This is a genomic window from Holdemania filiformis (assembly GCF_003459085.1).
Lineage (GTDB): Bacteria > Bacillota_I > Bacilli_A > Erysipelotrichales > Erysipelotrichaceae > Holdemania > Holdemania filiformis.
Genome location: NZ_QRUP01000017.1, coordinates 32,726 through 45,170, shown reverse-complemented (window position 1 = coordinate 45,170; position 12,445 = coordinate 32,726). Strand labels below are relative to the sequence as shown.

The window sequence follows — 12,445 nt, the reverse complement described above, 5'->3', positions numbered from 1 at the left end:
AAGTTAGGTTAGAACCTCTATACAAAGAAACAGGCAGGATTCAGCTTCATTAAAGCTTTGTCCTGCCCTTTTTAATTTTATCATTTTAAGAAAGAAACCGGATTAGGATAGCCGCATTCTTTCTTATTTAAAACTTTATTCTTCTTCCGTAAACTGCCGCTTATAGACACGATCCGGACTATACCGCAATGCCGTCCACTGGTGAATGTTCTTCGTTAAAGAAATATGCGTTTTTCCATCCCGCTCGAAGCTCCGTTTTCCGTCAGCGTTCTCCGGGTTCTCCAGAATCCGCGTTACCGTGTCCAGTAGATACTGCAGGATCAGCGGCGACTGATCCCAGGCCCCGTGGCCCGGAAAGACGCCGTCGATTTCCGCGAACCGCGGCTGAAGTTTCTTCAGCGCCTCGCTCATCGCTTCCACGGTACAGAACTCGCCATACGGCGTTCCCTTAGGACGGCTTCCGATGCCGGTGATATCCCCGCAGAATAACAGATGCTTCTGCCGGTCATAATAACCGCACTGCCCCGGCGTATGTCCCGGAAGCAGCACCGCTTCCACAATCACGCCGCCGCCCAGATCAAACTCATGACCATCTTCAATTCCGATGATTTCATACGGAACATACGCTTCCCGATGGTCGCGGTCGACGACGATATCCCGCTTGTCAAAATGCGTGTAGACTGGATCTCCCGGCGGAATCAGTTCATCCCAGACCTGAACCGGTTTGTCCGTATTGTTGAACAAATAATCCCAGATATCCGGATTGTTTTTTGTCATCAAATCCGGCACTTCATGGCGATGGCAGTATACCCTTTCAAATTGACCGTTGCCGTAACAGTGATCATAATGGGCATGCGTGTTGCAGACGATCACTTCCTTATCGCCGATCAGATGACGGATCAGTCCCTTCAGGTCGCCGACGCCGAACGAAGTATCGATAAGCAGCGCTTTTTCCGGACCGTCGATCAGATACATCCAGACGTCGCCTGCTCCGTCAAAGCTGTCATTGTAGAAGGCGTACACATGATCGCGTACCTGATAAACCTCGGTGTAGGGATTGATGTCCGGATAGAACTGTTTCAGCGAGCTGGTTTCCCGCAGCACTTTCATAAACGACCAGCGGACTGGGTGTTCCGTTTCCCAGACAATTCTTTTGGATTTCAAGTCGGAATGGATGGGACGCGGTGTCGCGCCCAGGGTTGTATTTTTCTTAAAGCTTCCCGGCATAAAGATTCCTCCCGTCTTTTCTTTTTTTATAATTCTTCGTTGTGTTGAGATCAAGCGTCAGTCTTATCAATCCCGCTATTCGCTCAGCAATTTGCGGGTCTTCCACTTGCCGCTGAGATAATAAGCGATGCAGATCAGACCGTTGACGATGCGCGAACAGGCGACGCCGTACCATAAGCCTTCATAGCCCATGTGGAAAACATTCATAAACAACAAGCTTAAACCGATCTTGCAGATGACTCCATCCAGAAGACCTAACAGAAAGCCCAGCTCGACAAATCCGCAGCCGGTAACCATCGCCTGGAAAGAACCGGTGATCGCCGACGCGAAGAAATGAATCGTAAAGATCCGCAGGAAAGTGGTGCCCAGCTCGATGACTGCCGCATCCTGGGTGAAGATTCCAAAGATGACATGCGGAATCATAACGCACAAGAGCGAAGATACGCCGGCCAGCACGACGCAGCAGCCGGCCGTGACCAGCGTGGTCTTACCGGCACGATCTGTTTTGTGCGCACCCAGATTCTGACCGATCATACTGGCTGCCGCCGTATCGACGCCGGAGATGAAGACCTCCAGGAACTTCTGCAGCTTGTTGCCGACACCGTTGGTGGTTGAAACGACAACGCCGTAAGCGTTCGCCGACGCATTGACCCATAACATGCCCGTGCGGACCATCAGGGAACGGAATACCTGCGGAATACCCAGCTTGATCAGTACTTTCAGAATCGGCCAGTCAATCTGAAAATAACGCAGCTTGAGTTCAAAATCAAAATGCTCGCGCTGAATCCACAGATAAGCAAATGCGGCTAAAAAGGAGCCCAGCTGGGAAGCCACCGTGGCCAGCGCTGTTCCGGCTGCGCCCATGTGGAACACCGCGACTAACAATAAGTCCAGAACGATGTTGACCGCCGCTGCAACTAAGATAAACAACAGCGGTTTCTTCGATTCACCCATTCCCCGCAATACGCCGCAGACGGCATTGTAGCCGAAAATAAACGGATACCCGACCGCGGTAATGATCATGTATTGGGACGCCTGGGACAATGCGACCTCCGGACAGTTCAACAGTTCCAGAATCGGCCGGCAGAACACGATGCCGCAGCCGGTCAGCACGATCGAACAGAGGATCGTAAACGAAAGCAGCGTACCGACGGTTTTCTTCATCTTATCTTCCAGTCCCGAACCGGCCAGCTGCGCGATGTAGATCTGGCCCGCCGCCGCAAAGCCCATCGCCACCGGACTGACCAGATCGGCCATTTCTCCGCCGGTATTGACCGCGATGCTTCCGACATTGCCGACAAACTGACCGATGACCGACAAGTCGACCATCGAATACAGCTGCTGAACGATGTTAGTCAGCACAATCGGGATCGCGAAGACCAGTAAGGTGGTTAAGATCCCGCCTTCGGTCAGATTGGTTCCGACTCTGCGTTTTGCGGTCACCGTCATGCTGCGGATCCCCCTCTCTTTTTCAAAGAGGAAGCGATGGGGTTAATCATCATCCTCATCAGACTCCGATCCCGCCTGAGCGAAGAACAAGGCGCCGGCATCCTGAATCGCCTGCCGGCCATTTTCAATAATCGCGGAAACCTCCGCCGGCTGTGTTTCACGCATTCCCAGTAATTCCAGAATCATCGGCAGATTCATGCCGACAATCAGATGTACTTTTTCATTGACCAGCGTCAGCGCCTGATTGCACGGCGTGCCGCCCAGCATATCCGCGAAGATTAAGACGCCGTCCCCGCTGTCGACCTTCGCCACCTTCCGGCATAATTCATCATGAAACTCCTGCGGAGAATTCATTTCATGCAGCGCACAGATTTCAAATTGCGGCAGATCGGCGCCGAATAACATTGACAAGGAATCAGCGATTCCCTCAGCCATCTTGCCATGACTGATTAAAACAAGTCCAACCATTGTTGTGATCTCCTTTCTCTCATTTCCTTTTTCCGGATTTCTTCTGTCTTTTTCTTATCCCCCATCGTTTCAGTGTGATCTGACTTAAGGACTCATCCGGTTGGCTTACCCGTTGGCTTCACTTTACAAAGGAAATCGTCAGACGGCGATTTCCTTTATTTCCTGAACATTTGAATTTTGTTTATCTTTGACCGTCAGCGCCAGTCTCTTCAGCCATTGCCGCATCCGTTCCTCATCCTGCTCGAACGCTCGTTCCGGTATGACCAGCTGGGTGTGATCGGTAAAGGTGACGATCAGAAAATCCGGCATGACATAATAATTCAGCGGTTCCTTTTTCACACCATTGACCTTGTAGTCACCGGCCTTTTCTTCAAACTCAATGGAATCCCAGGCCAGCTCATTTGCGGACAATTTGCGCTTGGCCGCGCTCTTGCAGAGATGGCGGTAAAATCTTGGCGCGATGACAAAGATCCAGATTAGGGAAAAGGAAACGGCGAACATCCAGGCGATCAATGAGTTTCCTTGTTGAAACCCGATCATCAGCGCCACGCTCAGCGCCGGTCCCCAGAGAATCGAGATCATCCGCGTCAGCCGTGTTTCGTGCGCCGTGCTCAGAAGCAGTTCATAGTAATGCAGGGCATCCTCCTGAGTCCATTGATAATTCAGTTTCCGCATAACCGTTTCCTTTCTTTCGCTTACGCGAGAATGGTGGTCAGATAGCCGATGATCGCTACCGGAATCATCCACAGCATGATCTTGGTCGCCGACCATTTCTTTTCCTTCACTAAGTAATAGACGATAAAGCAGATGATTAACGTCAGGATCTTCGGGAAGAAGGCGTCCAATACGTCGGTCTGGATATTGACGCTGGTCTGGCCGAAGGACGCGACCAGGTTGGTCTTGACATTCATGATGCCGGCCAGCACGCCGCCGATAACCGTGATGCCCAGCGCTTCAAACGCAGGAATCACGCGGCCCTTCATGTTCGAGCTGACCAGGGTTTCCGCACCGATAATCCCGGTTTTATAGCCTGCTTTGAACAGCGAGTAGCACAGGATGCCGTTGATAACGGTATAGGAAGCAAACAGGAACAGCGGACCGAGAATCGAGCCGTCGGTGCTTAATCCGATCGCAATCGAGATCAGGATCGGCGTGATCAGCGCCTGGATCAAGGAATCGCCCAGACCAGCCAGCGGCCCCGCCAGCGCCTGCTTGATCGACTGAATCAGCTCGTTGGTAATCGAATCGTCATGCGCCCGTTCAACTTCCATGCCTAAGACAATCCCGTAAATCACGGCACCCAGTCCCTGCTGAGTGTTAAAGAAGACTTCGTGGTTGCGGCATAATTCCTGCTGCTTCACGGTATCTTCCGGATAAATCTCATCCGCGACGCGCGCCAGCATACAAACCATCGAACAGCCGAGCATCCGTTCCCGCGTAAAGTTCATTGGAATCGACCAGTTGTAAGCCCAGAAGGCTTTGTTGACAAATTTCTTATCGCTCTTTAACGCCTGCAGGCGTTCCATGTTCTGCGTCATTAGTCGTCATCCTCCTCAGCGGCCGCCATGGCAAGCTGTTTATCCGGTGTAAACTGGAAAATCAGATAGGCGATGACGCAGCCCATAATCGTAATGGAAATGGTATCCCAGCCCAAAGCGGCGGCCAGAACAAAGCCGAACAGGAAATAAATCCACTGGAACGGCGTGTGAATCAGCGTGACCATCAGGATCATGAAGCCGATTGCCGGAAGCAGACCGGTAAAGGTCGATGTGATCGCATTGATCTGCGGCGGCAGTGCGTTGACGATGTTGCTGATGACCGCGGATCCGGCCAGGCAGAAGACCGGCACGATAATCATGCAGGAAACAAACGTCCAGATGTGGCCGCAGGCAGGATACCACCAGGCCTGCTTGATTTTCCCCTTTTCAATCAAGGCGTCCTGACGGTGCAGGAATCCGACTTTGACCAGGTTGCCGACGGTATTCAGAATGTTCTGAATTGCCGCAAATGCCAGCGCGATCGTCAGGCATTCCGCTGCGTCGCCGCCTGAAACAAGCGTCAGCGGCAGCGCAAACCAGAGCGCGATGTTGATACTGGGCAGGGTCGCGACCCCGCCGATCGACATCTGGCCGATGTAGGCGGCCTGGATGACGCAGCCGATGATCAGCGCGTTTTTCATGTCGCCCATGATCAGACCGATGATCATACAGTGGATCAGCGGCTTGCTCATGATGTTCATACTCATCCAGCCTAACGGGAACATTCCGGTCGAAACCAGGAAGCAGAAGAGTCCAAGCAGAATCGCTTGAAGGATTGTGATTTGCATCGTATTTTTCTCCCCTTTCTCATTTATAGAAATAAAATACTCAATGCTTGCTTAATGCTGGTTCTGAATGTCCTTGAAATACAGCTCCGGCTGACCGTCCCCCGGGAACTGCTGAAACTGGATCGTCGCTCCCAGCGCATCCAGTTCTTTTAACGCAGCCAGTTCCTCCTCATTGACCCAGATGTCGCGGCGAACCCAGAAGCCGTCTTTTTCCTTCGGCATGTTCGCAACGTTGATCGTCTTCATCAGATCCGGGATCGCCTTGTAGATTTTTAACAACGTCGATGGACGGCGGGTGATAATCAGCGTCCGTTTGTCGTTGATCATACACTTGCGGATCGGCGTCAGCGCGTCGGCAACTGAATGTACGGTGACTTTCACACCCTGCGGTGCGGCCATTTCAAAGATCCGTTTTAACATCGGATTGGCGGCGGTCGCATCATCCACGCCGATGACGCGGGTGATTTTGTTCAGCGGAATAATTTTGGTCTGACATTGACCGTGGATTAAACGGTCGTCACAGCGGATAAATACAATCATCAAAAACACCTCATTTCTTACGAATTGGTTTAAAGCTGAATTTTAACATTCCCCTTGACGTCTTTTATTGTACCGAAGTTGAAAGCGGTTTCTAATTCAGTTTTTAATCTTTAATCCGTTACATTTTGAACGGATGAGCGCGCAGAAAAACCCATTTCCAGAACCTTGGAAATTTGTTTAAAATTCTCAGGAGTTCAAAACAAAACAGAATTAGGAACAACCGCAGCCGCCGGCTGTCCAATCTTCCGGCTTCTTCCATCTGGAAAAGAACGATGTCTTTCCCGGGAATCCGGAAACTCAGATTCCAGCGTTTTCTTCTGCGGCGATGTCGTTGCCGAGAATCCGCAAATCACTTAAAGTCAGATGAATAACCTTTTCCAGGGACGTTCCCTGCAGCAGCGTTCCGGCAGCGGTTAATGTTGTTTTCGCCTTCTCCGTCTGACCGTCGAGATAGTAGGCTTTGGCCAGCGACATCATCAGCCGGCCGCGGTTCTGACCTTCATTCCGGCTTACCTGACTTTCCAGAACCGGAATCACGCGGCGGTCATACTCACCGTACAAACTCTGGTTGATTTCATTTTCTTCCCGTAAGTCTGCAATCAAGCCCTGCAGCGAAGGGTCCTGAATTTGATCCAGCTCTTTCTGAATAACCTGAAACAAAGAAACATCGCCGGTCTCCACCGCTGCCGAGCTGCACAGCTGCAGGTAAGCGAGCTTCTGCGCCGCCTCCAGCCGCATAACCCGGATGGCAGGCAGAATCTTTTTCGCCGCATCCCGGTTGCCGGAAGCCATTTGATCGCTGGCCCGCAAAAGCAGAATTGTATTGGGATTCAGAAACACCGTCGCGCTCCGGGCATAAATCACTTTGCGGTATGCGTCGTAATCCTTCTTCCGCAGCGCCTGTTCCAGCCGTCCGGCCAGCCGCTTCTTCATCAATGCGGAGCCGAGAAAGACGACGAGGATCAATAAAAGCAATAAAATTACAGAATATGTCAACATAACCTCTCTCCTCTTCATGCAATAACCCTGAAAATCCGATATAATGGAGTTCAGGAGAAAACAAAGATGCTAAACGAACTTGGAAAAACGCTCTTGCAGCAAATTGCTGCCTGCCATGATTACATCAGCAGTGAGGAACTCAGCAAAATCTGCAACGTCTCGATCAACACCATCCGCAAGGAAATCGATTTGATCAACGATTATCTCCGCGGACACGGCTGCTTTATCGACACCAAGATCGCCGCCGGCTATTTTCTGACGCTGGACCAACCTGAGCTGGCACGGCCGTTTCTGGCAAAAATGCTGAAGGAATTCCGGCAGTTCCGCTATCTGAACTATTCGGAATTTTCCACCGCGTATACGATCGCGATGCGGCTGTTAACGGCCTCATCGTATACGACAATCGACGCGCTGACAAATAGTCTGTATTGTTCTAAAAGCACAGTGCTGCGCACGCTGGACCAAACGCAGCTGATTCTTGATCAGTTCCATCTGGATTTAAAGAACAAACGGAACTATGGTCTGTATATCGAAGGTGACGAAGGATCGAAACGAATTTGTCTGATCTTCATGCACAAAGTTTACGTTCATGAAAACCCGCAGCTTGTCCGCACCGGCGTCTTTAACGCCCTGTTTCTCAACCATACCGACTATCCGGGCGTGGTGCGCGAATGTGTGCTCAATTATTTCCGCCAACACCGGGAAATCACAATCCCCAACATTCATTTTGTTAAACTCGCGCAATATCTCGCATTGGCCAAAACCCGATCTTCCCATGCCGGAGAGATTCATTTTTCAGCCGATCAGATACGTCAGCTGCACAGTCTTCCGGTCTATTCCGCTTCCCAGACGATTTACGCCTCACTGCCCGTTTATTTTCAAGAGGGACTGACAGAAACAGATATCCTGTCCTTCGCGGCGCTGATCGCCTGCTGCATGACGGTAAAACATCCGTCACGGATTCCAGAAAACGAGCGGGCCGCGATCGAAGCGGAAGTCAGGGAGATAACAGCGTTTATCGCAAAATATTACGATGTCACCGGTATTTTTGACGATCATTTCATTCAGGATTTCACCTGTTATCTCTACGGCTTGCATCTCAAGACGGAATTCAATTTTTCCTCGGATGCGGAAAAGCTTCCCGGTTCGACAAAAATCGGTCTGTTATCCGCAGATATCAGTTCGCTGTTCGCACTGTTTTATAAAGTGAAGCACGGCGTGTATCTGCGGGAAGTAGATCTGGTCGACGCATACTATATTTTCAATTCAGCCTTATACAAGAACAACGCCTATTACAACAAAATGAACCTGGCGATAGTTTCCCGCCATGGCCGGTATTACAGCGAAAACCTGGCGGACCGGATGCGGGTGCAATATGGACGCTACATCCAGACGTTGGACATTCTGGAATATACGGAAGTCTTCGCCTGCGATTTGGAGCACTACGACGCGATCATCACGGACGTCAACCGCAACATCCTGCCGAAAACCTACGCCGGCGCATTGATCGACAGTAATCTCAATCATATCCAGTCGGATCTCAATTCTCTTTCCACGTTTCTGATTCAGCGCTTCAACGCGAAAGCGCGGACCTTATTCCGGGAAAAGAACTTCCACAAATGCAGCTTCACCTCGCAGATGCAGGTCTATGACGCAATCTACAAGCTGTATCAGAATGAGATCGGCGATCACGAACATTTCATCCATGATTTAAAGATGCGCAGCAGCTTCATCAGCTATGAGAAGGAAAAGAATATCATCCTGATCACGCCGCTGGCGCTGCGGATCGCACAGCCGGTCTTCGAGGTGTTCGTCAACAAGAAGCCGATGCTGTGGGAACGGGCGAAAGCGAGCGTTTACATCTTTTATCAACAAGGCAACGGAAGCAAAGAGAACGTTCAGATCATTTCCTACCTGCTGAAGCAGTTCATCCATCAGAACGAGCTGTTTATCAACACTCTGTACGACCGCTCCTATAAAGACGTCGTCGGGATTTTCCATGTCCTCTAAGAAAATGGCTGCCGCGCATAAGGGTTAAACTTTGCGTGACAGCCGTTGTTTTTTTAGAGAATACCGAAGAAAGCGAGAATGACGCAGCCGCCCATGATCATAAAGATCAATTTCGTCGGTGACCAGCCCTTCTGGACCCGGGAGAAGCTCCAGCCCCACAATAACAGGGAGAGCAGGCCCGGCATAATTGAATCCAGCATCCCCTGGAAGTCGATCGTCGCGCCGCCGATCACCGGCTGCAGCGCAATTTTAATCGAAACGTTCTGCGCAATCAATGCCCCGACCATAATCGCGCCAAGGATGCCCGCCGCTTCCGTGATTAACGGAACGATACCGCGTTCAAAGGCTTCCGTGATCAGGCTGGTGCCGTAGCGGTACCCGGCCGTTAAGAAGATATATTTGTAGACCAGCAGCATGCAGCCGTATAACAGAACGAACAGAATGACGCCCAGCAGGCTGCCGTTGGCGGATAAGCCGATACACAGACCAGCGATGATGACGCGGTAGCAGTTAAAGAAGAAGCTGTCGCCGATGCCGGCGGTCGGTCCCATCAGGGACGCTTTCAGCGTGGAAATGGTTTCCGTGATATCGTCTTCCGGATGTTCAGCCTGCTGCTTTTCCATTGCCAGCGAAATACCGACCAACAAGCCCAAGAATACCTGATGGGTATTGAAGAATTCGCCGGCGTGGCGGTAGAAAGCCTTGCGGCGGTCTTCGGGATCGTCATAGAACATTTCCAGCCCCGGCGCCATCGCCATCGCAAAGCACTTGGACTGCTGGGAAACCTTACTGCTTGCCATATTGGTGCCTAAGGAGAAGTAGAACGATTTATTCAACATTTTCCGTTCTTCCGGAGTCAGTTTCGGCGCCTTATTCATAGAAATCATCCCCTTCCTGAGCATTCGTGCCAATCGCCGCGGCAGAGCGGCTCTGCGCTAATTTATAGCTGTTCTGGAAATGTGCGAAGGCAATGACGATGCCGATCAACGCCAGCGGCAGTGTGCCCAGCGCCAGATATTTAACGGCAACAAACCCGAGAATGACATACATGACGGTCGTTGTTCCATTCCAGATCGCCTGCGTTGTCAGGCATAAGCCGACGACCACCAACATGTTCGCGGAAGCGTTGAGACCGTTGATAATAAAGGCCGGACAAATCGAAATAAACGTCTGTAACCCCGCTTCACCGCCCAACGCGACCAAGAAGACAACGATCGTGTTCAGCAGCTGAGAAACGAAGATGACCTGCAGCCACATAGCGATACGGAATTTCTTAACATTGCCGGTTTCCGCAATTTTCATGAACCACGGATGCAGCGCTAAGGCAATGGCCTGCGTGAACGGCTTCACGGCGTTGATCAATGTGCCGACCGTGACGGCCAGCGCCAAGCCGACGCCCTGATCCGCGCCGGACAGAACAACGAAGCCGACAGCCAGAACAGAAGCGGCCTGATAGTTGGACGGTGCTTCACCGCCGATGGCAGAGACGCCCATGTAAACAGCTTCGAGTTCAGCGCCAATGATGACGCCGGTGGTGATATCGCCGCACATTAAACCGGTTAATGTACATAAAACTAACGGACGGGTAAACGTTTGCCATCCCAGCCAGTTGTCAGCAACCTGCCATAAGAGATAGGCGAACGCGATCAATAATGCGTTGGTCATGAGGAACCCCCTTTTTCTTTAAAGTTTGGAAACGATCTCGGCGAAGTTTTCAACCGGGTTGGACGGAATCAGCTGTGAGAATACATGACCGCCGATCTGGGCCAGTTCTTTGAAATAGACCAGATCTTCCGGATCGGAATTGACTCCCCGTGTCAGATTGACCTTGTTGGCGGATTTTTTCTTGACGTAGTTGGCAACGTTGACCTCCGTGATCGGCAGGGCTTTGACCAAAGCGACCGCGTCTTTCGGATTGTCGACGATGATCAGCACGCGCACCGTGTCCACGCGCGGGTCAGACAGCAGCTTAATCGCGTCGGGAATCGTCTTCACCGCAACCTTTTTGCCTGCGGGCGCCGACATCAGCAGCGTCTGGGTGGTCAGCGGATCCTTGGCCAGCTTATCGCTTGCGACGACAATCCGGCTGACATCGAGATAGCGTGACCAGGCAGTGGTAATCTGTCCATGGATCAGACGTTCGTCGATTCTAAGTTGAACAATCATAATGTCTTCCTTTCCTCCTCTTTTTCATCAGCGGTAATCTCCGTTGATTTCAACATCATCATTATACTTAAAGCGCTTTCACCTAAAATTTCAAAAAGTAATAATTAGTGGACGCTTTTTGTGAACTTTTCATTCTGAAATCTTAGTTATGACTTGAATCAAACTTTCTGATTTATGACATCAACCCCAAGGTGAAGAAGGAAGCTGAGAAATTTTGATCTTCCTGTTCAACCTGATCTGGATTCCTGATTTTCAATGTCCAAAACTACAAAAAACCCAGCCTCAGCCAGGGTTTTTGTAAAATATAAATCTTCAGTCTTATCGTAATCGTCCGATTTTAAAAGAAATCGTCGTCGCTCTGCGGCTGAGCGACTTCCCACAGCCGGATTCCATCTTTTCCAGTCTGCATCAGCGTGCTCAGATCCAGGCCGCCAGCTTCCCGCAAACCCAGCAGTTCTAAAAATAAAGGCAGGTTCACTCCGCAGATCACATCGACCTGCCCCGGCTTTAAATAGCGCGTCGTCTTGTGCGCCGGTGTTCCCGCAAACAGATCCGTCAGCACCAGCACGCCGTCGCCGCTGTCCAGTTCCGCGATCGCCTTACCAATCCTTTCCTCAAATGCCTCGCTGTCATCGGTCATCTGATAGCCTAAAGCCTGCACCTGCGGCAGATTCTCACCGAAAAAAATTGAAGATGACTGCAGCATGCCTTTCGCCATATCGCCATGGCTTAACAATAAAATTCCCTTCATGGTCTGCTCCTCTCATGGAACCTCCGTCCAGATTAACCAGAGATCCTCGTTAAAATTAAGATTTCCACATTGATCATTATAACGGTTTCTGCTCTTTCTTCTTTTCAAAATTTGATCGGTTCACAGATTGAATCCTGAACGTAATTTTATGTTCAGGACACTTTATTTGCCGGTAACCAGTGGCTTCTCTCCTTTGATTAGTCATGAGAAAATGAAAACTGGGCATGCCTCTCCGCTTGATGCTTTGAATCAGAAAGCTTTTTCAGTTGATCATGAAGATCTTTCGGGGTATTTATTCTATTTAAAACTTGGACGATCTGATTCACTTCTTCTTCGTTTAAACTATCCAAGTCTTTCTCATCCCTTTCCGTTAATTCCCATTTCTGCCGCAGTAACTCCTTCAACAAGGATACTTTTCCTTTTACGATCCCTTGAACCATCCCTTGAACTATCCCTTGTTCGATCCCTTGTTTTATGCCTTTCTTTACACCTTTCCGCATCCCTTTTTT

13 protein-coding genes and 1 pseudogene are annotated in these 12,445 nt (G+C 50.5%); 1 reads left to right on the top strand and 13 read right to left on the bottom strand.

The genetic code is table 11. From position 1 onward, the window contains the following. Positions 1–135 precede the first annotated feature (135 nt). The 8 genes from DWY25_RS12890 to DWY25_RS12855 form a co-directional block, all read right to left on the bottom strand. Positions 136–1,227 (bottom strand): MBL fold metallo-hydrolase, encoded by a 1,092-nt coding sequence (locus tag DWY25_RS12890; protein ID WP_117895567.1) that lies wholly within the window; start codon positions 1,225–1,227, stop codon positions 136–138. 75 nt (positions 1,228–1,302) lie between these two features. Further along, positions 1,303–2,676 carry an MATE family efflux transporter gene (locus DWY25_RS12885; protein ID WP_117895566.1) on the bottom strand — a complete coding sequence of 458 codons (1,374 nt, stop codon included), beginning with the start codon at positions 2,674–2,676 and terminating at the stop codon, positions 1,303–1,305. Positions 2,677–2,718: 42 nt separating this feature from the next. Then, positions 2,719–3,144 carry a PTS sugar transporter subunit IIA gene (locus tag DWY25_RS12880; RefSeq protein ID WP_117895565.1) on the bottom strand — a complete coding sequence of 142 codons (426 nt, stop codon included), beginning with the start codon at positions 3,142–3,144 and terminating at the stop codon, positions 2,719–2,721. Positions 3,145–3,282: 138 nt separating this feature from the next. Beyond that, positions 3,283–3,819, bottom strand: coding sequence for a hypothetical protein (locus tag DWY25_RS12875; RefSeq protein ID WP_117895564.1), 537 nt, complete (start codon positions 3,817–3,819; stop codon positions 3,283–3,285). A 20-nt stretch (positions 3,820–3,839) separates the two neighbouring features. Beyond that, positions 3,840–4,682: a PTS system mannose/fructose/sorbose family transporter subunit IID gene (locus tag DWY25_RS12870; RefSeq protein ID WP_117895563.1), complete on the bottom strand. Its 843-nt coding sequence runs from the start codon at positions 4,680–4,682 to the stop codon at positions 3,840–3,842. Beyond that, the gene (locus DWY25_RS12865; protein ID WP_117895562.1) at positions 4,682–5,470 is read right to left on the bottom strand and encodes a PTS sugar transporter subunit IIC; all 789 of its coding nucleotides are present in this window, start codon (positions 5,468–5,470) and stop codon (positions 4,682–4,684) included. Before DWY25_RS12865 ends, DWY25_RS12870 begins: the two co-directional genes overlap by 1 nt. Before the next feature lie 51 nt (positions 5,471–5,521). Continuing rightward, a complete protein-coding gene (locus tag DWY25_RS12860; RefSeq protein WP_006057815.1) occupies positions 5,522–6,010 on the bottom strand; it encodes a PTS sugar transporter subunit IIB in 489 nt (162 codons plus the stop codon). A gap of 297 nt (positions 6,011–6,307) precedes the next feature. Then, the gene (locus DWY25_RS12855; RefSeq protein WP_117895561.1) at positions 6,308–7,009 is read right to left on the bottom strand and encodes a hypothetical protein; all 702 of its coding nucleotides are present in this window, start codon (positions 7,007–7,009) and stop codon (positions 6,308–6,310) included. Positions 7,010–7,075: 66 nt separating this feature from the next. Here DWY25_RS12855 and DWY25_RS12850 point away from each other — a divergent pair, with 66 nt between their 5' ends. Next, entirely contained in the window at positions 7,076–9,019 is a 1,944-nt protein-coding gene (locus DWY25_RS12850; protein WP_117895560.1) for a BglG family transcription antiterminator, read from the top strand. 53 nt (positions 9,020–9,072) lie between these two features. On the opposite strand, the gene DWY25_RS12845 is transcribed toward DWY25_RS12850, so the two are convergent. The 5 genes and pseudogenes from DWY25_RS12845 to DWY25_RS12825 all read right to left on the bottom strand — a co-directional run. After that, the gene (locus DWY25_RS12845) at positions 9,073–9,897 is read right to left on the bottom strand and encodes a PTS system mannose/fructose/sorbose family transporter subunit IID (RefSeq protein WP_181981818.1); all 825 of its coding nucleotides are present in this window, start codon (positions 9,895–9,897) and stop codon (positions 9,073–9,075) included. Next, positions 9,890–10,684, bottom strand: a complete 795-nt coding sequence (locus DWY25_RS12840; protein ID WP_006057785.1) for a PTS mannose/fructose/sorbose/N-acetylgalactosamine transporter subunit IIC — start codon at positions 10,682–10,684, stop codon at positions 9,890–9,892. Before DWY25_RS12840 ends, DWY25_RS12845 begins: the two co-directional genes overlap by 8 nt. An 18-nt stretch (positions 10,685–10,702) precedes the next feature. Then, complete coding sequence (locus DWY25_RS12835; protein WP_117895558.1) at positions 10,703–11,185, bottom strand: PTS sugar transporter subunit IIB; 483 nt, start codon at positions 11,183–11,185, stop codon at positions 10,703–10,705. A 337-nt stretch (positions 11,186–11,522) separates the two neighbouring features. Then, a complete protein-coding gene (locus DWY25_RS12830; protein WP_117895557.1) occupies positions 11,523–11,936 on the bottom strand; it encodes a PTS sugar transporter subunit IIA in 414 nt (137 codons plus the stop codon). Positions 11,937–12,133: 197 nt separating this feature from the next. Further along, positions 12,134–12,445 (bottom strand): annotated as a pseudogene (locus tag DWY25_RS12825) (hypothetical protein); the annotation flags it as partial.